Genomic DNA, 20,851 nt, shown 5'->3' with positions numbered 1-20,851 from the left:
GGTATTGCCAAACGCCCTTCCGGCCGCCTCACGCACGCGGCCGGAAGGGCGTTTGGCTGCGTAAGACGGTCAGCTGACAGGCAAACAGATTCCTCATAATTTAGGCTTACGATGGGTAATTACGCGGTGGCTACCCATCTTGTGTAGTGACTTCTCTACCTTTGCCCGCTACCCTGCCCCCGGCCCTAGGTGGCGGCTGGTACCTTCATCGACACTCCGTGAACCCGAATCGAATGGAAAACCCTACCTCCAACATCCCCGCCATGACCCTGCAGCTGGGTTCTTTCCAGGCGGCCGTCGACGCTAAACTTCAGGATTTTAACGCCCGCAACTTCACGGCTGGCTTCTGGCAGAAACAGGCCGACCTGTGGGTGCAAGATGCCGAGGCCCAGCAGAGCTTGCGCAGCTTTATGGGCTGGCTGCGCGTGGCCGAAACCATGCTGCCCCGCGTAGGCGAAATCGAGGAGTTTGCCCGCGAGATAAAGGACGCTGGCTTCCAGCATGTAGTAGTAATGGGCATGGGCGGTAGCACCATGACGCCCATCGTGTTCAAGCAGGCCTTCCAGCAGGGCCCCGAGGCTTTGCCTCTTTCGGTGCTCGACACCACTAACCCCGCCACCGTGCGCCAGATTGAGGAGTCGGTACCCCTGGCCCAGACGCTGTTCGTGGTAGCCAGCAAGTCGGGCACCACGGCCGAGCCCTGGCTTTCGGCGACTATTTCTATGCCCGTCTGAAGGAGTTGAAGGGCGAGAAGGCCGGCGAAAACTTCGTGGCTATTACTGACCCCGGCTCCAAGTTTGTGACCCAGGCCACCGAGGAAGGCTACCGTCGCATCTTCCTGAATTTTGCCGAGGTGGGCGGCCGCTTTTCGGCCCTCTCCTACTTCGGGCTGGTGCCGGCTGCGCTGTACGGCATCGACATCAAAACCCTGCTAGAGCGCGCCATTGGCATGATGCGAGCTACCGGCGCCGAGGGCGACGTAGCGCAAAACCCTGGCCTGGAACTGGGGGTAGCCCTGGGTGTGCTGGCCCAGCAGGGCCGCGACAAGCTCACGCTGGTAGTGCCCGACAACCTCACCGACCTGGGCCTGTGGCTGGAGCAGCTCATTGCCGAAAGCACGGGCAAGGAAGGCAAAGGCATTCTGCCCCTAGCCGGCGACCCGCTCAATGGCCCTGAAGTGTACGGCCAGGACCGGGTATTCGTGTACGTGGGCTACGAAAACCAGCCCGACGAGGAAAACCGCCGCAAAGTGGCCGCGCTGGCGGCGGCAGGCCACCCGGTTATTACCATCCTCATGCAGGACGCGCTAGATTTGGGCCAAGAGTTCTTCCGCTGGGAAGTTGCCACGGCCGTGGCCAGCGCAGTGCTCGAAATCAACCCCTTCGACCAGCCCAACGTGCAGGCCGCCAAAACCGCTACCGACCAGCTGATGAAGGTGGTAGTGGAGCAGGGCGCCCTACCCCAGGAAACGGCCCCAGTACTCCAAGAAGGCGGCCTCGACTACTACGCCAGCGTGTCGGGGGGTAGTGCCGTAGAGGTACTGCGCAACTTCTTCGGCCAGAGTCAGCCCGGTAACTTCCTCTGCATTCAGGCTTACCTACAGGAGACGCCGGCTCTGAACCAGGAGCTGCAGGAGCTGCGCCGCGTGGTGCAGGAGCGTTTGCACATTGCTACGGCCTCGGGATACGGCCCCCGCTTTCTGCACTCCACGGGCCAGTACCACAAAGGCGGCCCCGATACCGGTCTGTTCCTGCAGCTGACCACCGACCACGCCCAGGACCTACCCCTACCCGGCCGGCCCTATACCTTCGGCACCTTCCAGAATGCCCAGGCCGCCGGCGACCTGCGCGCCCTGCAAGATTACAACCGCCGGACCCTGCGCGTGCACCTGGGTTCCGCCGGGAGGAGCAGGGCGTGGCTAGCTTATTGAAAGCTCTGCGCGAGGCACTGGCGTAAGCCGTGGTGCTTTCTGCTTCTTGAAAAAGCCCCGCCTGGTAAACCAGGCGGGGCTTTCTTATGGGTTTATTCAGAAAAAGCCGGCTGTCATTCCAAGCGGGGCGAGGAATCTGGAGTTACCTTCTACCTGGCTGACTCAGATTCCTCCCGCTCGGAATGACAAGGAAAAACGCTGTGCGTTACTGGCCTGGGCATTAGGCTCCGTGCGCTGCCTCGTCGGGGTGAGGCAGGGCAAATGTTCTGCCTACCATACCTAATTCAGATGAGGTTCGTACTGTATCTATCGTTTCACCTACTATTGAACTCATGGAAAAGGTCGCCGCTGGGGTTCACCAGCTTTCTATTCAGCGCTTTGTTAATGTATACTTTATAGAAACTGGCCACGCGGGTGCCTGGATCCTAGTTGATACCGGCCTACCGGGCTCAGAGAAGGCCATTATTGAGGCCGCCGATAAGATTTTCTACCCCGGTACGCATCCGGAGGCCATTATTCTTACCCACGGCCACATGGACCACTCGGGCTCCGCGCAGGCCCTGGCCGAGCACTGGAAGGTGCCGGTGCTGGCGCACTCCCTGGAAATGCCCTTCCTGACGGCCCGCGCCGTGTACCCACCCGCCGACCCTACCGTGGCCGGCGGGGCTCCCTGGCTTTCGTGGCCCGGTTTTTCCCGCCCCAGTCCTTCCAGCTCAGCGACTACGTGCAGCACCTGCCCGAAAACGACCTCGACCCGCCTTTCCTGCCCGACTGGCAAATTCTGCACGTACCGGGCCACGCCCCGGGCCAGATTGCCCTGTTCCGCGAAAAGGACCGGACCTTGCTGGGGGCCGATGCCTTTGCCACGGCCAACCACGAGTCGGTGCCGGAGCTATTGCTACAGTTGCCTAAAATCAGCGTGGCGGGGGCTCCGTTCAACTATAACTGGCAGCAGGTAGGAGAATCCATCCGCACGCTGGCGGCCTTGCGCCCCGAAGCCATCGGCTGCGGGCACGGCCCCGTGGTGAAAGGCCCGCGGCCGCGGCCGGCCTGCAAAAACTAGCTGATGAGTTCAAGGTACCGGCTAAGGGCCGCTACGTGCAGGACCCCGCCCGCCTCGACGAAAACGGGGTGGCCTACCTGCCCCCGGCTCCCCACGACCCCATTCGCACGAAGTTTGCCATTGCCGCCGCGGGCCTGGGTGCTCTGGCCGGCGCGGCCCTCCTAATTAAGCGCTACCAGAAGCACAAGCAAAACGACTACCCCCAGAAGGAGTCGCCGCTGCCCAAGCGCCCCGCACCGATGAAGTGGTGCGGTACCCGGAGCGCTACTAATTCATAAGTTCAAGCACTGCAAATCGGCCTCTCACAGTAGCATGTGAGAGGCCGATTTGCTGTAGGGGTGTGCACTTTTAGACTTTTGAATAGTAGAGGTTCTTGAGCAATATAAGAACGTTATGCAGGGCCGAAGGCGAAGCATCTCGCGTGCTGACGTTGTATGTTACTACCCAATAATTCGAGCGAGATGCTTCGCCTTAGGCTCTGCATGACGTTCTTTCTAACTAGGCAGTGTTAACAATCAGGGTCTACAGACATCTTGCAGAACGTTAAGCTTCGCACGGCATTCTTCGGATGCTTATTACGCCGCCTACTACTTGTAGGCCGCTCTGCTACATTACTTACCGGGCTCAGTTGCGGGTAGGGTTTCCGTGGTGCCAGGAGCCTGTCTGACGGTTACGTTGCCCGTAACGGTAGCGGCCCGCAATTGGGCCCCGCCCTTGCCCAGCGTCGCTACCAGGTTGTGGGGAAGCACACTTTTGCGCTTGGTGTTGAGTTCGGCCTGCACCCGCCCCTGTACCGTGCGGGCCATGATGGTAGCCGCGTACACGGCGGGCAGCTGCCAGGAAATACTGCCGTTTGCTGTGCTTACATCAAGACCCGGACCCTCCCAGGCCGCTCCGGTTAGGGTTAGGCTCAGGCTGCCTGCCGTGGTTTTGCCGCGTACGTCGCCCCCTACCCCGCTGAAGCTGAGGTTGCCAGCGGTACTTTCGCAGCGCAGGGTACCGCGCACGTTCTCCACCGCAAGGTGGCCGTTTATGGAGCGCAGGGTAAGATCAGTCTGGTTGGGTACCAACACCTCGTAGCTTACCTCCCAGCCATCTAGGGCCTCGTGGGGCGGGCCGCACGCAGCGTATTGTTCTGGGTGCTGATGCGGACACTGGCAGCCAGAGCCTTGGCCGTGGCCTCGCTGGCGGCGCGTCCTTCCACCCGGGCCCGCACCCGCACCGTGGGCCCGGCCCAGCTGCGCACCGTAACAGTCCCATTCAGGCGGGCATCTACCACCAGCGGAGTGCCGGTCGGAGGAGCAGGCAGCGTTAAGTCCCGGGTTTCACAGTACAGCTTTTGCAGGGCACTACCCGACGTGCGGCCGGTGCACGTTAGGGTAAAAGCCGGACCCGGCTCCGTTTTCGCTCGGGGTTTTGCGGGAGCTTTCTGGGCGGCCGCGGGCAGGGCAACCGCACTGGCTAATATGCAGGCAAACAAGTAGTTCATGACAGAATTAAAGCAGGCAGCTACCCGCCATCAGACAGGTAAGCATGCCAGAAAAACGACTGCGGGCTAGGCGCCCAAACTGGCGGCTACCCCCGTCAGGTAGGCCGTGAGGATGGTGGCGGCTAGGCGGGCCGTTTGGTTGTCCCGGTCGAAGATGGGGTTTAGCTCTACCAGTTCGAACAGCAATACTTCAGGCTCCTTGCCGGCCAGAAAAGCAGCTTCCGCGGCCTGGCGGGGCGTGAAGCCATCGGCACTGGGCGCCGAAACGCCGGGCGCGTACGCCTCAGCGCAGCCGTCCATATCAACGCTCACAAAGGCCGGACCCAGCGCTGTAGCGCGGCGGAGCGCCCGCTGCATGTAGGTAGCCATGCCGTCGTGCTGCACGTGGGCCAGGGGCACAATGGTGGCCTGTTGCTGGTGCAGAAAGTCAATGTCTTCCCGGGTGTTTAGGTTGGAGTGCAGCCCGATTTCGGTGAACCGTTCCCCGGCCAGCACTTCCTCGCGCAAGAGCTTGCCGAAGGGCGTGCCGCTGCTCAGCACGCCGGGGCGGTCCTTCACGTCGGCGTGGGCATCTAGGTTGATGCCGCCCACTGAAGCGCCGGCGGTGGCGTCGCGCAGGCCTCGCACCGTGCTGTAGGAGCCGTCGTGGGAGCCGCCCAGCACCACTACCCGCGGGTACTGGTGAAGCAGGCGCGCCAGCTCGGCCCGGATGGTCTGGTGGTTGGCTTCGTGGTCGGGGGTAGCGCGCAAATCTAGGTTGCCGGCATCGGCGATGCGCAGGGCTTCCAGACTCACGTTGTGCTCCAGGTTGTAGGTTTTGTGGTAGCGGCGCAGCTCCCGCCGGATGGCCTCGGGGCCTGAGCTGCCCCGGCCCGGCCCCTTCCAGCACCGTCCCGAAGTCGAGGGGAATTCCAACCAGGCATACGTCGGCCTGAGGCAGGGCGGCAGCAGGCCGAATTAAGTCGCGGAGAAAGGTGGGCATGGGCCAAATGTAGAACCAAACCGGAGCTTCTTGCCCGGGCCGCCCCAGAATTCTTGCGGGCCTGTGGCAGTGCCGCCGGGGCAGGTTCTGGCCGGGACGCGCTACCTTGCGTTATGCTCTATCGTTTGCTTTTGCTAGGGTGCCTGTTGCTGACCGCAGCCACTGGTATGGCCCAGCGCACCGCCTCCTCGGTTCCGCGCCTCGCGCCTTCGTTTTTTACTACCTACTCCTACCTCTCCTACACCATTCTCGACCGGGGAACCAGCCCCGTGCCCATGCCGGCCAAAGGGTAGGCGGCACGCTCACGCTCCGCCCCGATGGGACCTTCCAGAAGCGGCTGACTCTGGCGGCCAACGGCGGCACCATGCGCTTCGACCAGGATGGCCGCTTCACCTTTGCCGCCGACCGCATCAGCTTTTCCTACACCGACAAAAAAGGCCAACCCCGCACCGATCAGGGTCGGTTTCAGCTGCGCAACGGCCTGCTCACGCTCGTTATGGCGGGCTACCCTGAGGGTAACCAGAGCACCTACACACTCCGGCAGCAATAGAGGCCGCACGGCGGGGACATATAAGTTTCGAGCACGGCCAAAGGCTGTCGAGCCACGCTCACGTGCAACGGGGGGGCTTTCACAGATCAACTCGAGGACAGAGTCCTTGCTAGGAAGCTGCGTTGCGCCCCGCCGGGCTTTCTGCTAACTTGCGGCCCCTTCGGCCCCACCCGCGCCGAAACCACCACTCACAAATTCACCATTTCATAAATTCACCATAGATGGGACGCGCGTTTGAATTCCGCAAAGGCCGCAAAATGAAGCGCTGGGACCGGATGTCCAAAGACTTTACCCGCATCGGCCGGGAAATCGTGATGGCCGTGAAAGAATCCGGCCCTAACCCCGATACCAACTCCCGCCTGCGCACGGCCATGCAGAACGCCAAGGGCGTGAACATGCCCAAAGACCGGGTGGAAGCGGCCATCAAACGGGCCTCCAGCAAGGAGGAAAAAGACTACCAGGAAGTGGTATATGAAGGCTACGCGCCCCACGGTGTGGCCGTCGTCATCGAAACCGCCACCGACAACCCGACCCGCACCGTGGCCAACGTGCGCATGTACTTCAACCGCGGCAACGGCGCTCTGGGCACGGCGGGCTCCTCTGACTACACCTTCACCCGCAAGGGCGTGTTCAAGCTGGCCGCCGAAGGCCTCGACCTCGACGAGCTGGAACTAGAGCTGATTGACGCCGGCGCCGAAGACGTGTACGCCGACCAGGAGGAGGACGAGCACGGCAACGTGAAAGACTACATCGTGGTAGAAACTGCCTTTACCGACTTCGGGCAGATGCAGAAGGCCCTGGAAGAAAAGGCCTTGAACGTGGTGTCAGCCCAGCTGCAGCGCGTGCCCAACACCACCGTTCACCTCGAAGGCGAACAGCTCGATGAAGTAATGAACCTCATCGAGAAGTTCGAAGAGGACGACGACGTGCAGGCTGTATACCACACGCTGGGGTAGGCAGTTTTAGGTGCCGCTTACGCCCTAAATAGGGGCCGCTCCGTAGGGGCGGCCCCTGTTTTTTGTAGTTAATTATCGTGCTGCTGTATGCTGTAGCATAGCTTCCGCTAATATTGTTCGACTTACCCTGTTTCTACCTGATGCCTTCCGGCTGCTTATGAAGAATATCCTTACCCTGGCCCTACTACTTTATTCTTTTGTCACAACAGCCCAACAAGCCGAACTCACTGCCTTACTCAAAAAAGAAAACGTAACTGGCATCCAGCTGATTTACTCCAAAAAGGGCGAGACCACGCAGTACAGCTTGGGGCTGCGCCAGGCCGGCACTACGCAGGCCATTGATGCCAACACTATCTTTCAGGCGGCTTCGCTGGGCAAAGTGGTGCTAGCCTACACGGCCCTGCGCCTGCACGACCAGGGCCGCCTCGACCTGGACAAGTCCCTGCTCAGCTACTACCCCTACCCACGCCTGCAAAACGAGCCCCGCGCCCAAAAAATCACGGCGCGGATGGTGCTAGGGCATACCACGGGCTTGCCTAACTGGGCGGGCTACCCACTGGCCGAGAGCTGGAAAACCTCGGCGCTTCACCTGCAGTTTGCGCCCGACAGCTGCTGGAGCTACTCCGGGGAGGGCTACGTATTCTTGCAGAAAACCCTGGAGCACCTGACCGGAAAATCGCTGGAGCAGTTGGCTCAACAAGAAGTTTTTGGTCTGTTGAAGATGCAGAACAGCAGCTTTATCTGGCAATCACGCTTTGACCAAAACGCCGCCTTCGGGCACGACAAGGCCGGGCAGCCTACTGACGTCAAGCGGTTTGCGGAGCCCAACGGTGGTTTTAGTCTGCTTACCACGGCCCCCGACTACCACCGGTTTCTGCAGGCTGTTGCGCGGGGAAAGGGCTTGCGGCCAGCCACGGCCAAGCTGCTTACCACCCCGGCCAACGACGCTAACCGCTGCACTACCCCCCTTACCCCCACCGACGCCCACATTGCCTGGGCCTGCGGCGTGGGCTTAGCCGCTACCAGCCACGGCCCCGCCCAGTGGCACTGGGGCGACAATGGCGATTTTCGCGGCTTCTTCATGACCTTTCCCGACACCAAGGAAACCCTGCTTTTCCTGACCAACAGCGCCAACGGTCTGCGCCTCACCGACGATGTGCTGCGCTTGTTCGTAGGCCCCGGCCAGTACCAGGCCATGCAGTGGCTGAGTGAGGAAAAATAGCCGCTGACGGGGCCTGCGCATTCGGCCACTTCAGGACATTCCCACCCTTGCCACACTAGTGCCGTAAGTGGTCGAAGTAACCTTATCCGATCAGTTTCTGTCTACAGATTCTGGCCACTCCACTTCTCATCCTACCTCCCCATGCCCATTGCCTACAACACCCTGTTCCTGCTCGAAGCGGAGGACTTTTCTCTGGTAGAAATTAAAGCCCTGGACGTGCAGAGCGACGACCCGGCCCAGCTGTATTTCTGGTTTCGATTTGACAAAGCCAGCCACCACCTCGACAAACTGGAGTTTGTTTCCATGATTGAGAACGGGGCGGAGCAGCAGCGGGAGTTCCGGCAGGGGCGGCTGGCTTTCAACCGCAGCAGCGGTACTTACACCGCTGCCGATGCTACCGCCCCCGTGGAGCTGCAAGTGCAACCCACCGACTCTACGTCCGTGGAGCTAGACGAGGCCATTCAGCGCTACTTCGTGGCCGGATGATGGCCGGAGCAGTTACCGGCGGTTCTTTGGGGTAGGAAGCCGGGGTTCACTTACTTCCGCCGTATCTTTGTGGTCCGCCTGGCAGCTTTGCCGGGGCGGGCCATTTCTATTTTTGCCTTCAACACCCGTTGCCCATGCCTACTCGTCTCAACAAATACATCAGCGAAAGCGGCGTCTGCTCCCGCCGGGAGGCCGACCGCTTTATCGAGCAGGGCAACGTGTTGATCAACGGCAAGCGGGCCAACATCGGCGACCAGGTAACCAGCAAAGACCGGGTGTCGGTGAATGGAAACATCATTGAGCCGCGGGCCGAGGAAGATGCTGTGTACATTGCCTACAATAAGCCGCCGGGCATTATTTCGACTACTGACACCGGCATCAAGGACAACATCATCCGGGCCATTAAGCACTCGGTTCGCATCTTCCCCATCGGCCGCCTCGACCGGGATTCCCAGGGCCTGATTCTGCTGACCAGCAACGGCGACATTGTCAATAAGATTCTGCGGGCCGGCAACAAGCACGAGAAAGAATACATCGTGATGGTCGACAAGCCCATCAACGACCTGTTCATCGAGGGCATGGCCAACGGCGTCCCCATCGGGGCACCATGACCCAGCCCTGCAAAGTAACCAAGGAAACGCCTTACATCTTCCGCATTGTGCTGGTGCAGGGCCTCAACCGCCAGATCCGGCGCATGTGCGAATACTTTGGCTACGAGGTAGTACAGCTGGAGCGCATTCGCGTGATGAACATTAACGTGAAAGGCTTGGGGGTAGGCGAATGGCGCGAGCTAAAGGAAAAAGAGCTGAAAGTGCTGATGGAGATGATTAAGGACTCCGACGGCACCGATGACGGCTCCACGCCCCGGCGGCGCAAGCGCCCCTCCTCCGCCGAGTTCTGGGCCGACCGCCCGGCGCGCAAAGGCACGGCTCCCAAGAGTTCCACGGATGCCCCGGGCCGCGCCAAAGCCGCCGGTGCTTGGGTTGAGAAACCCACCGGCAAACGCGCGGCCGGTCGGCCGGCGCCGGCTCCCGCAGCTCCGGCCGAATGGCCCACTGGCCCGGGTCGCCCGGCGGGACCAGCCACCGGCGTACGACCTGATGGCCCCGGTTTTGGCAAAGCCAGCCGCCCAGCCGGCGCCCGCACCGGTGCGGGAGCTCGCCCGCGCGGTCTGGCCGCTGGCAAAGGGCCGAAAGGAACGGATGGCCCTCCGAAAGGCAAAACCAGCAGCCGCGGCACTCGGGGCGCCAGCCGGCCCGGTAAACGTTCTTAATTGAAAGCGCAACCTTACCAGAAAGGCGAAGCCGTTTCCTTGCAGGAAACGGCTTCGCCTTTGTAAGCAAAACTGCTGCGCCCAAGCGGCCTAGCGAGTCTCTGTAAAAGTCTGATTTTTGAGTTTTCACCACGTAAGCGCTACTACTTGCTAATGGCAAAACTGCTATAGATTACACGGGCTACACTTGCACATTAGGTTGTTTTAGGGTCAGATTTCGCGCTTTTCATGAAAAATATAGTTGGCTGGTATCAAGCGAGCAACACGGGTAGGCGGCTCAGGAGTAGGACCAGGCGAAAAGTCTGATGGGCGTGATAATTCGGCTGGCCAGCTGGCAGGCACCCGCTACGTTTGGGCAGTCGGGTTCACCAAACCAACCTTATCCACCCGGCGCCTTCCTGAGATGAACACGAAACCTTCCAATGCCTTTATTGCCGCTTCCTGGGTAGCCCTGCTAACGGGATTATCGGCTTTCATGGTGGGACTTTGGAACGCGCAAATGCCGCTGAACGAGAAAGGCTACTACTTCACTGTGCTTATGTACGGGCTGTTTGCGGCCATTTCCCTGCAGAAATCAGTACGCGACCAGCTGGAAGGCATTCCCGTAACGGGCATCTACTACGGGCTGAGCTGGTTTTCCGTCCTGCTGACGCTGGTGCTGCTCACCGTAGGGCTGTGGAATGCAACCCTAGCCCTGAGCGAGAAAGGGTTCTACGCCATGTCGTTCGGGCTGAGCATGTTCGCGGCCATTGCCGTGCAGAAAAACACCCGCGACGCCCGGGCCGGAGGGCCGACTCCGGAACCTGCTCCCAACCTCAGCTAGCGGCCGGGTGGTTGCGGGGCGAGGAAGTGCCAGTATCTTGGTGGGGCGGGCGCCCTTGCAAACCCGCTCTCACCCCATGGCTCCAACCAAAAAACAACAGATGCTGGCCGGCGAGCTGTACCAGGCCAACGACCCCGAGTTAACGGCTGAACGCGTGCGCGCCAAGCAGCTCTGCCACCGCTACAACCAGGAGCCAGTGCAGCTCAACAAGCAGGTGCTAGCCGAGCTGTTGGGCTACGAAACCGACGCGCACGTAGAGGCCCCTTTCCGCTGCGACTACGGCTACAACATTCGCCTGGGTCGGAATTTCTACGCCAACTACAACCTCACCATCCTCGACTGTGCCCCGTCACCATCGGCGACAACGTGTTTATTGCGCCCAACGTCGTCCTGACGACGGCTGGGCACCCCGTGGAGCCGGGGCCGCGGGTAGTCGGCTGGGAATTTGCTCGGCCCATTACCCTGGGCGACAATGTGTGGCTGGGGGCTGGCGTGCTCGTTATGCCCGGCGTAACCATTGGTGCGGGCACTACTATTGGGGCCGGCAGCGTCGTTACGCGAGACATTCCGGCCGGGGTAGTAGCCGTGGGCAACCCCTGCCGGGTGCTGCGGAGCATTTAAAGGTTACGGTGCACCGCTGTTAGGTATACGAAAGCAGTTGCTGAGGATTGGGTGCCTTTCTTTTACTACCTACCCTGGAGAAAGCCTGACTACATCACTGGAATAGTTAGCCGAGTAACATTTTATCCGATGCCGGCACTGCTCCTGCATCAACCGCGCCACATTATGCAGTAAGTAGCTGATTTACTGGACACATATACGGTTCAGCTAACTTACTCTGGAAGTTTTTCGCGGCGTTTCGCTCGGTATCAACTCCGCGTAGCAGAACAGTCGAGCTTACTTGGTATCACCTATCCTGTCGCAATAAGTGCAGAGGCTTCGGCAGAATGACAGCCGACTTCACCTTCCAGAATCGGCTTCTCATGTATCTTGCAGCCCGCGAGCTGGCTTTGGCTACTTCGCGGGCTACAGTAGTTCAGCCCCACCCCTACCTCAACTCACAAACGACTTCTTCCCGCCCCATGCTGATTCGTACCGACTGGACCCTTGACGAAGTAAAGGCCATTTATAACCAGCCCGTACTGGAGCTGGTAACCCAGGCCGCGGCCATCCACGCCGAAACCCAGGCTACTGGCGAGGTGCAGGTCTGCACCCTGCTGAGTGTGAAAACCGGCGGCTGCCCCGAAGACTGCGCCTACTGCCCCCAGGCCGCCCGCTACCATACCGGCGTGCAGGCCCACAAGCTCCTACCTGATGCCGAGGTACTAGCCGCGGCCCAGCGCGCCAAAGACGGCGGGAGCACCCGCTTCTGCATGGGCGCCGCCTGGCGCGAGGTGCGCGACAACCGCGACTTCGACCGGGTACTGAACATGGTGACGGAGGTTAATAACATTGGGCTGGAAGTGTGCTGCACCCTGGGCATGCTGAACGAGTACCAAGCCGAGCGCCTCAAGGAAGCTGGCCTCTACGCCTACAACCACAACCTGGATACCAGCGCCGAGCACTACTCGGAAATCATTACTACCCGCACCTACGACGACCGGCTGAACACGCTGGAGCACGTGCGCAAGGCTGGTATTTCGGTGTGCTCGGGCGGCATCATTGGCCTGGGTGAAACCGACGAGGACCGGATTGCCATGCTGCACACCCTGGCTACCCTGCCGGCCCACCCCGAGTCGGTGCCGGTGAATGCGCTGGTGCCCGTGGAAGGCACTCCCTTGGCTGCCCAGCCCCGCGTGAGCGTGTGGGAAATGCTGCGCATGATTGGCACGGCCCGCATTCTGATGCCGCGCACCATGGTCCGCCTCTCGGCCGGCCGCCAGGAAATGCCCGTCACGGAGCAGGCACTCTGCTTCTTGGCCGGCGCTAACTCCATCTTCTCGGGCGAGAAGCTGCTGACTACCCCCAACCCCGATTTCGACGCCGACAAGCAGATGTTTGCCCTGCTCGGCCTCAAGCCCCGCAAGTCATTCAAAGACGTACCGGAAGGCGCCGTAGTGCTGGGCAAAGAAGTACCAGTAGGCGCGTAAACACGTTGTTTCTTTCCTCAGCCAGCAGTGGTTCTTCATAGGGGGAGCTGCTGCTGGCTGATTTCATTCAGATTTTGTTCAGTACCCGCATGGACCTCACCTTCGACCTTAACCTAGACGCTTCCTTCGCCGACAGCATCCGCCAGCAGCACACCGGGGTAGATGCCCAACGCGCTATAACCGACCTGGAGGATCAGGTGGGGGCACTTTACACCAGCTGTACCAGCGCCACAAGCTGCTACCTGGGGTTGGCGACCAAGTGCAGATAGATGATGCCCTGACCGTTGTGGTTACCGCTCGTCGTTTCGAGAGCGACGGTAGCCTGTGGTTTTCGGTGCAGCGCCACTCAGCTTAACTTCAGCTACACCGTATGCCGCCCGCTTCCTCTCCTTTGCACCAGCGGCTGACTGAGCACCTGGCCAAGCGGGAGGCCGACGGTACCCGCCGCCGCCTAACCCTACCTCCCGCGGGGCTGGTTGACTTCAGCTCCAACGACTACTTGGGCCTGAGCCGTCACCCGGCCGTGCAGCAGGCGCTGCTGGCTGCCGTAGATGCGGCGGGCAGCACCGGCTCGCGGCTGCTTACCGGTAACTCCGCCGCGGCGGAAGCCCTGGAAACCCAGCTGGCGCAGTTTCACGGGGCCGAAGCGGCCCTGCTTTTCAACTCTGGCTACGCGGCCAACCTGGGCTTCTTTGCCGCCGTGCCCCGCCGCGGCGACACAATTCTCTACGACGAAGCCTCGCACGCCTCCGTGAAGGATGGCATTCGGGGTTCCTTTGCTACTGCCTGGAGCTTCCGCCACAACGACGTAGCTGATGTGGAGCGCAAGCTGGCCCGCGCCACCGGCGCCGTATTCGTGGCCGTAGAGTCCCTGTATTCCATGGATGGCGACATGGCCCCGCTACCAGAGCTGGCGGCGCTTTGCCGGGAACGGGAGCTGTACTTGGTGGTAGATGAAGCCCACACCAACGGCCTCTACGGGCCGCGGGGCGAAGGATTGGTCGTTGAATTGGGACTGGAAAACGACGTATTCGCCCGCGTGCTCACGTTTGGCAAGGCCCTGGGCAGCCAGGGCGCGGCCGTGGTAGGCGCTACCCTGCTCCGCGACTACCTCCTGAACTTCAGCCGACCTTTTATTTACACCACGGCCCTAGCCCCGCACTCCGTCGTTGCGCTGGCGGCGGCGTACGAGGTGTTGCCCGATTTATTAGCCGAGCGTCGGCAGCTTTTCGCGCTTTCCGACTACCTAAGAACTCGTTTAAACGCCGTGCCGGGGCTGCGGGTGCCACCGGAAAGCCACGTTATTCACCCGGTTTTCTTTACCGGTGCGCCGGGTCCGGCCCATGTACGGCAGGTAGCGGCAACGGCTCAAGCCGCGGGCTTCGATGTGCGGGCCATTGTGGCGCCCACAGTACCGACTGGCACGGAACGGCTGCGGCTTATTCTGCATTCGTACAACACGGAGGCGGAAATCAACGAGCTGGCCACCTTATTGACTCGCATCTCAGGATAAGAGAACTGCACTGGTCAACAGCATACTTTTGCTTCTCACGCTATTCACTACTGTCCGCGCTGTATGAAACTGTTCGTCGGTTTTCTATTCTCTGCTCTAGTCGTTACTTCCTACGGACAGGAGTTTTCCTATCCCGTAATGAGAACGAAAGGACAAGAAATAACTGACTTTGTTCCGCAGGGCTGGCTTATTCACGACAGTGCCGTGGGAGATTTAAATAAAGACGGCCTGCCAGATGCTGCGCTTATACTACAGCACAAAACCCTGGTTACGCAGATACATGAAGGATCGGAAATTAAAAGTCAACCCCGTATACTGGCTATCTTAGTTAAATCAGGCGCGACGGGTGGTTTTGAGTTGAAAGAGCAAAGCAACACGTTCATACCGGAAGATCAGGACCTTGAAAACGACGATGAGGAACTCAATGACCCTTTCCTGCGAATAGAGATTACAAGAGGGCTACTAGAACTAGTCTTTCAGGAATCTTATAAAACCTCGACTAACTACTCAGCGGGCACCGAATACAAATTCCGGTATAACGGCCAAGATTTTCAATTGATTGGAGCTGATTTTACCCGCATTCACAGAATGGATTTTGAGCGGGAACAATACAGTTACAACTTCCTGATGAAGAAGCGGATTTACTCCAAAGGCAAGATTGGCGGGAAGACGACCAGCTCCCCCGCAAAGTCGTTTGCGCTGCCGGCACTCAAGACCCTGAAAACATTGAAAGCCCCCAACGAGTGGGAAATCGAGCCCGACGTTACGCTGTAACGCGGCGGCTACCCAGAAATCCTCTGCTGAAACTCCTGCATCTTTGCCGCCCTTTGCCTGGAACGCCCGCAAGGGCGCTTTAGAAGTTTAAACGCGCTTTTCCTTTGGAACGACTTTTCATTACCGGCATCGGCACCGATGTGGGCAAAACTGTGGTTTCGGCCATCCTAACCGAAGCCTTACGAGCTGATTATTGGAAGCCCGTACAGGCAGGCCTGGAACCGAGTACCGATGCGGGCACGGTCCGCGGCTTGGTTGGTAATCCGGTGAGCCACTTCTGGCCTGAGCGCCACCGATTGCAGCTGCCGGCTTCGCCCCACGCCGCGGCCGCGGCCGAGGGCTTGGCGCTGCACCCCACTGACTTTCAGCTTCCGCAAACCAGCAACCACCTCATTGTGGAAGGAGCGGGCGGCCTACTGGTACCCCTAGCCCCAGGTTTTCTGATTGCCGACCTTGCTCAGCGCCTCGAGCTGGAAGTGGTAGTGGTGTCGCGCAATTACCTGGGCAGCATCAACCACACGTTGCTCACTCTGGAAGCCTTGCAGGCCCGCGGGCTGCGAGTGCGGGGCCTGGTGTTCAATGGCGAGCCTACTCCAGCCACCGAAGACTTCATTGCCCACCATACGGGTGTGCCTCTGCTGCCCCGGGTGCGGCCAGAAGCGGAACTGTCGCGGGCGGTAGTAAGCAGCTACGCCGCCGAGTTTCGAGCGTGGTTTGCCGCTAATCCTTCGCAGTAGTTTAGCAGGGCGTGACAGGCGGTAAGGCTTTTTCCGGGCCGCGCCTTCCCTACCGGTAGCAGCATTGCGGCCTTGCCATTTAACGGTTCCCGTTACTTTTGCCGCCCTAGTCTGTTTCCTACCCATGCCTACCCTTTCCGAGCGGGACCATGCCGTTGTGTGGCACCCGTATACTCAAATGCAGACTGCTCCCCTGGCCGTGCCCATTGTGCGCGGCGAAGGCAGCTGGCTGATTGCCGAAGACGGCATCCGTTACCTAGATGGCATTTCCTCCTGGTGGGTGAACTTGCACGGGCACGCGCACCCGCACATTGCGGAGCGCGTGAGTGAGCAGCTCCGGACCCTGGAGCACGTGCTGTTTGCCGGCTTCACCCACCCCGCCGCCGTAGAGCTGGCCGAACAGCTGCTTGCCCTGCTGCCTACTCATCAGGCTCGCGTATTCTACTCCGATAACGGCTCGACGGCCGTGGAGGTGGCCCTGAAAATGGTGTTGCAGTACTTCCATAACCTGGGCCAGCCGGAGCGCCGCACCTTCCTCTGCTTCCGCGACTCCTACCACGGCGACACCTTCGGAGCTATGGCCGTGAGTAGCCGTGGGGCCTTCACCCAGCCCTTCTGGCCTCTGCTTTTTGAAGTGGAGTTTATTGATGTGCCGGTGCCGGGGAGGGAAGCCGAGGTGCTGGCCCAGCTTGATGTTCTGCTGGCCCGCCCCGAGGTAGCCGGCTTTATTTTCGAGCCCTTGGTGCTAGGCACGGCGGGCATGGTGATGTACGCGCCGGAGGTGTTGAGCGAAATGCTGCGCCGCTGCCACCAGCGCGGCGTGCTCTGCATTGCCGATGAGGTGATGACCGGCTTCGGCCGCACCGGACCGCTCTTTGCCAGCAGCCTGCTCCAAGAGCAACCCGACATCATGTGCTTTTCCAAGGGGCTCACCGGAGGCACCCTAGCCATGGGCCTGACTACCTGCGCCGCGCCCATTTACGAAGCTTTTCTGAGCGACGATAAGATGCGGGCCCTGTTCCACGGCCATTCCTACACAGCTAACCCCGTAGCCTGCGCCGCTGCCCTGGCTAGTCTGGAGCTAACGCGGGCCGACGAATGCAGCCGGCAGCGGCAGCGCATAGAAGCCGCTCACGACGCTTTTCGCCAGGAAATCGAAACCCAACCTGGCATCCGGCAGGTGCGCCACCGCGGCACCATTCTAGCCGTAGAGTACGACGCCGGTGAGGGCACCAGCTACTTCAGCCGCCTGCGCGACGCCTTCTATCAGCTGGCCCTGGATAACCACGTGGTGCTGCGGCCGCTGGGCAATGTGGTGTACTTGCTGCCACCCTACTGCACCACGGACGCGGAGCTAGAGTTGCTCTACAGCGTGCTGCGCCAGATGCGCGAACTGGTCCTCAACTTTCAGCCCGCCCCTACCCTGCCCGAATACCTGCATGACTGAGTTCGTTGCGGAAGACCTGATTCTGATTCGGGGCCGGGGCCGGGTGTCGGCGCTGGGCTTGGTGCCCGCTCCCGCTGCGGCTCCTACTTCTCCCTTCAGCGCCCACGCCGCCGGCTTACCCGTGGCGGCCCTGCCTACCGCGGCTGAAGCTGCCGTAACTCAGCTGCGTCGCCAGGTTCCGGCCTACCGCCAGCTCGACCGCACCGTGCTGCTGGGGTTGCTGGCGGCCCGCCAAGCCACCGCGGCCGCCGGCTGGCATTCGGGTTCAGTAGCTGTGCTACACCACCCCCTAGCCGTCAGCATGGGAAGCAGCCGGGGAGCCACGCAACGGCTCGAAGAATTTCACGCCGAGTTTCTGGCTGAGGGAAGCGTTTCGGCCGCGGCTTCCCCGCTTACCACCCTGGGCAACGTGGCCAGTTGGGTAGCCTTTGATGCCGGTAGCACCGATGGCGCCGCTCTTAGCCATTCCAGCACCTGCAGCAGCGCTTTTCAGGCCCTGGGCAATGCCATGGCCTGGCTGCGCGCGGGCATGGCTACGCGCTTTCTGGCGGGCGGCACGGAGGCCCCGCTCACCGATTTTACGTTGGCGCAGATGCGGGCCATTGGTATTTATTCCCCTTACGCGGCCGCCCAGTGGCCCTGCCGCCCCGGGGCCGGCCGGCCCTCCACGTTTGTCCTCGGGAAGGCGCGGCCGTATTTGCCCTGGAAAAACTAAGCCGGGCGCGCGCGGCAGCAGAACCAACTACCGAACCTTTGTTTGTTCTGGAAAGCGTAGGATTTGGCTTTGAAGCCATTGGTAGTAAAACCGGCCTCTCAGCTGATGGTCAGCACTTTCAGCAGGCCATCCGCCAGGCTTTGACTCAGGCCCGGGTATCTCCTGCGGACATAGACGCAGTGGTGCTGCACAGCCCCGGCACCCCGCCGGGGACGCCGCCGAGCGGGCCGCCTTGCGGGCCGTTTTCGGGGAACTGCTCCCCCCGCTCTTATCTAACAAATGGCTGATTGGTCACACCCTGGGCGCGTCGGCGGCCCTGAGCCTGGACTTTGCCCTGCACGTGCTGGCTACGCAGCAGTGGCCCGCCCCACCTTTCGCTACGGATTTGGCTGCGGCCGTTGCGCATCCCATTCGGCGCATTCTGGTGAATGCGGCCGGTTTTGGGGGCAATGCGGCCAGCGCGTTAGTATCCAGGCTGGAGGTGCCAGCCTGAGAGCAGACAGCGCGTTTTGCTTTTGTCATCCTGGGTAAAAGCTTCGGGCTCGGCTGGAACCTGCTGTATTCCGCGTATCGGCCCATAACTTATACCCGGCCAACCCGCTACGGTCCTTACCTTGCGCCGCAACGCCCGAGGGCTGTTGCGCGTCTCTTGCCCATTCCAATCCTGATCCTGATTCCAACCATGCGCCGTTCTACGCTGCTTTTGCTTTCCCTGGGCCTTAGCGCCACCGCCTTCGCCCAAACCAAACCCACTGCTACCCCCGACCCGCTCATTACGAAAATGGTGCAGGATATTTCGGAGAAAAACCTGCGCGAGGACATTGACAAACTCGTGAGCTTCGGTACGCGTCACACGCTGTCGGACACCAAAAGCAAAAAGCGCGGTATCGGGGCGTCGCGCAACTGGGTAGAAAATGAGTTCAAGAAATACAGCAAAGCCAGCGGGGGCCGGCTGAAAGTAGAGCAGGACACCTTCACCGTGAAGCCCGACGGCCGCCGCATCGACCGGCCCGTGGTCATGGCCAACGTCATGGCTACCCTACCCGGCACCGACCCCACGGACAAGCGCATTTTCATCGTGAGCGGCCACATCGACTCGCGGGTGACGGATGTGATGAACGCCACCGCCGACGCGCCCGGCGCCAACGACGACGGCTCGGGTACGGTAGCCGTGATGGAGTTGGCCCGCGTGATGTCACAGCAGCAGTTTCCGGCTACTATCATTTTCGTGGCGGTGCAGGGCGAAGAGCAGGGTCTTTATGGCTCCACCCACCTAGCCAAGCGCGCTAAAAAGGAAGGCTGGAACTTGGTGGCCATGCTCAACAATGACATCATGGGCAACTCCTCGGGCCACGACCCGGAAATCAAGGACGACAAGCGCCTGCGCGTGTTCAGCGAGGGGGTGCCCGCCACCGAAACCGCCGACGAAGCCCGCGTCCGCCGCACGCTGTCCTCGGAAAATGACTCGCCCAGCCGCAACCTGGCCCGCTACACCCGCTTGGCCTGCCAGCAGTACGTGCCCGGCCACGAGGTAGTGCTGGAGTATCGCCCCGACCGATTCCTGCGCGGCGGCGACCATACGCCCTTCAATCAGCAAGGCTTCACGGCGGTGCGCTTCTCGGAAATGAACGAGGATTTCCGCCACCAACACCAGGATCTGCGCACGGAAAGCGGCACCGAGTACGGCGACTACGCCAAGTTCATGGACTTTCCCTACCTGCGCCGCAACACGGGCGTGAACTTGGCTACCCTGGCCAGCCTGGCCCTGGCCCCCGCCGCCCCTGAAAACGTGGGCGTGCTCACGGCCAACCTCACCAACCGCACGGAGCTGAAGTGGGAAGCCCCAAAATGGGCGAGAAGCCCGCCGGCTACTACGTGCTCATGCGCGAAACCAGCGCCCCGGAGTGGCAGCAGAAGTTCTTCGTAACGGATACCAAAGCCGACCTACCCCACAGCAAAGACAACTACATTTTCGGGGTAGTATCGGTAGATGCGGAAGGCCACGAGAGCCTGCCGATTATCCCGAAGCCGGTGCGGTAAGCGGCTTCGCGCTGTCTGAAACTAAACCCATCCCCTTGAGTTAGCACACCGGCTCAAGGGGATGGGTTTATACCTATTTGACGTTACTACTCAATGGAAAACCATTATATTTTTTCCCTAAAATATGTTTCGACTATCCTTATTGACTCTACTTTTTACGTTGCTATCTGGAATTGTTCCGGCCTGGCCCAGTGTGACGTTTCTCCGTGGATTACGGTATGGCCAAGCGAAAAGGTAAAGGTGATTCAACCCCGTCAGATTATCCTATTGTCAACAGATTTCTCTGTCTATCTTTCCAAGGAGATGCAACAAATAGGGTATGCTACCCAAGTATACCTGTGGTCAGCGCATGACTCGGTGCCCCTGATTGTGAAGGACCGCCCAGTGACGAATGGTGGTAACTTATCGGTAGTGCTCCAACCAAGCCAACCATTGCTGGCCGGTAACACTTACGAATTGAGAGCCAGCCGCAACAATGAAAATATCTCCTGGCTTTTCAGAAACCACGTGCGTATCTCGGGACAGCCAGTAAAAACCATTTACCAATGGCGAGTAACGGCCACACCCGATACCCAGGCGCCGGCTTGGGTAAGTACGCCAACTGTTGTAAAAAAGGTCTTTTCAGACAACAGCGAAGGCACAGAGAACTACGTTCACTTTACTTACCCTTTGCGCGACTCTTCCGACTGCCTCATTAAAACCACTGTGCGGCATACACGTAACGGGCAGCAAACGACGGCCTACTTAACTGCCTGGAGCGA

Annotated in this window: 24 protein-coding genes and 3 pseudogenes; 24 read left to right on the top strand and 3 right to left on the bottom strand. The window is 60.4% G+C overall.

All coding sequences use genetic code 11. The features are described from left to right. Nucleotides 1–146: 146 nt before the first annotated feature. From MUN84_RS19455 to MUN84_RS19440, 5 genes and pseudogenes are all read left to right on the top strand, one after another. Entirely contained in the window at nt 147–734 is a 588-nt protein-coding gene (locus MUN84_RS19455; RefSeq protein WP_244695612.1) for a hypothetical protein, read from the top strand. A 5-nt stretch (nt 735–739) separates the two neighbouring features. Then, the gene (locus tag MUN84_RS19450; protein WP_244695611.1) at nt 740–1,930 is read left to right on the top strand and encodes a hypothetical protein; all 1,191 of its coding nucleotides are present in this window, start codon (nt 740–742) and stop codon (nt 1,928–1,930) included. A 332-nt stretch (nt 1,931–2,262) separates the two neighbouring features. Then, a pseudogene (locus MUN84_RS24745) lies at nt 2,263–2,580 on the top strand (MBL fold metallo-hydrolase); the annotation flags it as partial. Nucleotides 2,581–2,609: 29 nt separating this feature from the next. After that, a complete protein-coding gene (locus tag MUN84_RS23240) occupies nt 2,610–2,993 on the top strand; it encodes an MBL fold metallo-hydrolase (RefSeq protein ID WP_262920578.1) in 384 nt (127 codons plus the stop codon). Between the two features lie 35 nt (nt 2,994–3,028). Next, complete coding sequence (locus tag MUN84_RS19440) at nt 3,029–3,271, top strand: hypothetical protein (protein WP_244695610.1); 243 nt, start codon at nt 3,029–3,031, stop codon at nt 3,269–3,271. Between the two features lie 333 nt (nt 3,272–3,604). On the opposite strand, the gene MUN84_RS19435 is transcribed toward MUN84_RS19440, so the two are convergent. From MUN84_RS19435 to MUN84_RS19425, 3 genes are all read right to left on the bottom strand, one after another. After that, complete coding sequence (locus MUN84_RS19435; protein ID WP_244695609.1) at nt 3,605–4,066, bottom strand: DUF4097 family beta strand repeat-containing protein; 462 nt, start codon at nt 4,064–4,066, stop codon at nt 3,605–3,607. Between the two features lie 23 nt (nt 4,067–4,089). After that, a complete protein-coding gene (locus tag MUN84_RS19430) occupies nt 4,090–4,482 on the bottom strand; it encodes a hypothetical protein (protein ID WP_244695608.1) in 393 nt (130 codons plus the stop codon). Between the two features lie 66 nt (nt 4,483–4,548). Next, nucleotides 4,549–5,397 (bottom strand): arginase family protein, encoded by an 849-nt coding sequence (locus MUN84_RS19425; RefSeq protein WP_244695607.1) that lies wholly within the window; start codon nt 5,395–5,397, stop codon nt 4,549–4,551. A gap of 180 nt (nt 5,398–5,577) precedes the next feature. Between MUN84_RS19425 and MUN84_RS19420 the strand changes: the two genes are divergently transcribed. From MUN84_RS19420 to MUN84_RS19330, 19 genes and pseudogenes are all read left to right on the top strand, one after another. Then, nucleotides 5,578–5,757 (top strand): hypothetical protein, encoded by a 180-nt coding sequence (locus MUN84_RS19420; RefSeq protein WP_244695606.1) that lies wholly within the window; start codon nt 5,578–5,580, stop codon nt 5,755–5,757. A 71-nt stretch (nt 5,758–5,828) separates the two neighbouring features. After that, entirely contained in the window at nt 5,829–6,014 is a 186-nt protein-coding gene (locus MUN84_RS19415; RefSeq protein ID WP_244695605.1) for a hypothetical protein, read from the top strand. Between the two features lie 221 nt (nt 6,015–6,235). Continuing rightward, nucleotides 6,236–6,970 (top strand): YebC/PmpR family DNA-binding transcriptional regulator, encoded by a 735-nt coding sequence (locus MUN84_RS19410; RefSeq protein WP_244695604.1) that lies wholly within the window; start codon nt 6,236–6,238, stop codon nt 6,968–6,970. 157 nt (nt 6,971–7,127) lie between these two features. Then, the gene (locus MUN84_RS19405) at nt 7,128–8,192 is read left to right on the top strand and encodes a serine hydrolase domain-containing protein (RefSeq protein WP_244695603.1); all 1,065 of its coding nucleotides are present in this window, start codon (nt 7,128–7,130) and stop codon (nt 8,190–8,192) included. 141 nt (nt 8,193–8,333) lie between these two features. Then, nucleotides 8,334–8,678, top strand: a complete 345-nt coding sequence (locus MUN84_RS19400) for a hypothetical protein (RefSeq protein WP_244695602.1) — start codon at nt 8,334–8,336, stop codon at nt 8,676–8,678. A 134-nt stretch (nt 8,679–8,812) separates the two neighbouring features. Then, the gene (locus MUN84_RS19395; RefSeq protein WP_244695601.1) at nt 8,813–9,289 is read left to right on the top strand and encodes a pseudouridine synthase; all 477 of its coding nucleotides are present in this window, start codon (nt 8,813–8,815) and stop codon (nt 9,287–9,289) included. Further along, a complete protein-coding gene (locus MUN84_RS19390; RefSeq protein WP_244695600.1) occupies nt 9,286–9,951 on the top strand; it encodes a hypothetical protein in 666 nt (221 codons plus the stop codon). The genes MUN84_RS19395 and MUN84_RS19390 overlap by 4 nt, the downstream gene beginning before the upstream one ends. 403 nt (nt 9,952–10,354) lie before the next feature. After that, nucleotides 10,355–10,774, top strand: coding sequence for an inner membrane protein YiaA (gene yiaA, locus MUN84_RS19385; RefSeq protein WP_244695599.1), 420 nt, complete (start codon nt 10,355–10,357; stop codon nt 10,772–10,774). 76 nt (nt 10,775–10,850) lie between these two features. Continuing rightward, entirely contained in the window at nt 10,851–11,168 is a 318-nt protein-coding gene (locus MUN84_RS19380) for a maltose acetyltransferase domain-containing protein (protein ID WP_244695598.1), read from the top strand. Continuing rightward, nucleotides 11,141–11,395, top strand: coding sequence for a DapH/DapD/GlmU-related protein (locus MUN84_RS24175; RefSeq protein ID WP_317239012.1), 255 nt, complete (start codon nt 11,141–11,143; stop codon nt 11,393–11,395). Before MUN84_RS19380 ends, MUN84_RS24175 begins: the two co-directional genes overlap by 28 nt. Nucleotides 11,396–11,856: 461 nt before the next feature. Further along, on the top strand, nt 11,857–12,864 hold the full coding sequence (gene bioB, locus MUN84_RS19370) for a biotin synthase BioB (RefSeq protein ID WP_244699057.1): 1,008 nt from the start codon (nt 11,857–11,859) through the stop codon (nt 12,862–12,864). A gap of 74 nt (nt 12,865–12,938) precedes the next feature. Further along, nucleotides 12,939–13,133 (top strand): hypothetical protein, encoded by a 195-nt coding sequence (locus MUN84_RS19365; RefSeq protein WP_244695597.1) that lies wholly within the window; start codon nt 12,939–12,941, stop codon nt 13,131–13,133. Between the two features lie 101 nt (nt 13,134–13,234). Then, the gene (locus MUN84_RS19360) at nt 13,235–14,377 is read left to right on the top strand and encodes an aminotransferase class I/II-fold pyridoxal phosphate-dependent enzyme (protein WP_244695596.1); all 1,143 of its coding nucleotides are present in this window, start codon (nt 13,235–13,237) and stop codon (nt 14,375–14,377) included. Nucleotides 14,378–14,440: 63 nt separating this feature from the next. Continuing rightward, nucleotides 14,441–15,151, top strand: a complete 711-nt coding sequence (locus tag MUN84_RS19355; protein WP_244695595.1) for a hypothetical protein — start codon at nt 14,441–14,443, stop codon at nt 15,149–15,151. A 104-nt stretch (nt 15,152–15,255) separates the two neighbouring features. Then, complete coding sequence (gene bioD / locus MUN84_RS19350) at nt 15,256–15,888, top strand: dethiobiotin synthase (RefSeq protein ID WP_244695594.1); 633 nt, start codon at nt 15,256–15,258, stop codon at nt 15,886–15,888. Nucleotides 15,889–16,012: 124 nt separating this feature from the next. Beyond that, the gene (gene bioA / locus MUN84_RS19345; protein ID WP_244695593.1) at nt 16,013–17,335 is read left to right on the top strand and encodes an adenosylmethionine--8-amino-7-oxononanoate transaminase; all 1,323 of its coding nucleotides are present in this window, start codon (nt 16,013–16,015) and stop codon (nt 17,333–17,335) included. Then, entirely contained in the window at nt 17,328–18,050 is a 723-nt protein-coding gene (locus MUN84_RS19340) for a beta-ketoacyl synthase N-terminal-like domain-containing protein (protein WP_244695592.1), read from the top strand. The genes bioA and MUN84_RS19340 overlap by 8 nt, the downstream gene beginning before the upstream one ends. Next, nucleotides 17,969–18,543: pseudogene (locus tag MUN84_RS24740) on the top strand (hypothetical protein). Before MUN84_RS19340 ends, MUN84_RS24740 begins: the two are co-directional and overlap by 82 nt. Before the next feature lie 189 nt (nt 18,544–18,732). Continuing rightward, nucleotides 18,733–20,090 (top strand): annotated as a pseudogene (locus MUN84_RS19330) (M20/M25/M40 family metallo-hydrolase). Nucleotides 20,091–20,851 lie beyond the last annotated feature (761 nt).

Origin of the sequence: Hymenobacter sp. 5516J-16 (genome assembly GCF_022919335.1) — a bacterium.
GTDB lineage: Bacteria > Bacteroidota > Bacteroidia > Cytophagales > Hymenobacteraceae > Hymenobacter > Hymenobacter sublimis.
This window is presented reverse-complemented; position numbering and strand designations above follow the sequence as displayed.

Coding starts and splice junctions, on each gene's coding strand:
- MUN84_RS19390 (WP_244695600.1), top strand. CDS start 9,286: ATGACCCAGCCCTGCAAAGTAACCAAGGAAACGCCTTACATCTTCCGC.
- MUN84_RS19405 (WP_244695603.1), top strand. CDS start 7,128: ATGAAGAATATCCTTACCCTGGCCCTACTACTTTATTCTTTTGTCACA.
- bioA (WP_244695593.1), top strand. CDS start 16,013: ATGCCTACCCTTTCCGAGCGGGACCATGCCGTTGTGTGGCACCCGTAT.
- MUN84_RS19360 (WP_244695596.1), top strand. CDS start 13,235: ATGCCGCCCGCTTCCTCTCCTTTGCACCAGCGGCTGACTGAGCACCTG.
- MUN84_RS19420 (WP_244695606.1), top strand. CDS start 5,578: ATGCTCTATCGTTTGCTTTTGCTAGGGTGCCTGTTGCTGACCGCAGCC.
- MUN84_RS19400 (WP_244695602.1), top strand. CDS start 8,334: ATGCCCATTGCCTACAACACCCTGTTCCTGCTCGAAGCGGAGGACTTT.
- yiaA (WP_244695599.1), top strand. CDS start 10,355: ATGAACACGAAACCTTCCAATGCCTTTATTGCCGCTTCCTGGGTAGCC.
- bioB (WP_244699057.1), top strand. CDS start 11,857: ATGCTGATTCGTACCGACTGGACCCTTGACGAAGTAAAGGCCATTTAT.
- MUN84_RS19340 (WP_244695592.1), top strand. CDS start 17,328: ATGACTGAGTTCGTTGCGGAAGACCTGATTCTGATTCGGGGCCGGGGC.
- MUN84_RS19410 (WP_244695604.1), top strand. CDS start 6,236: ATGGGACGCGCGTTTGAATTCCGCAAAGGCCGCAAAATGAAGCGCTGG.
- MUN84_RS19415 (WP_244695605.1), top strand. CDS start 5,829: ATGCGCTTCGACCAGGATGGCCGCTTCACCTTTGCCGCCGACCGCATC.
- MUN84_RS19380 (WP_244695598.1), top strand. CDS start 10,851: ATGGCTCCAACCAAAAAACAACAGATGCTGGCCGGCGAGCTGTACCAG.
- MUN84_RS19355 (WP_244695595.1), top strand. CDS start 14,441: ATGAAACTGTTCGTCGGTTTTCTATTCTCTGCTCTAGTCGTTACTTCC.
- MUN84_RS19395 (WP_244695601.1), top strand. CDS start 8,813: ATGCCTACTCGTCTCAACAAATACATCAGCGAAAGCGGCGTCTGCTCC.
- MUN84_RS19430 (WP_244695608.1), bottom strand. CDS start 4,482: ATGAACTACTTGTTTGCCTGCATATTAGCCAGTGCGGTTGCCCTGCCC.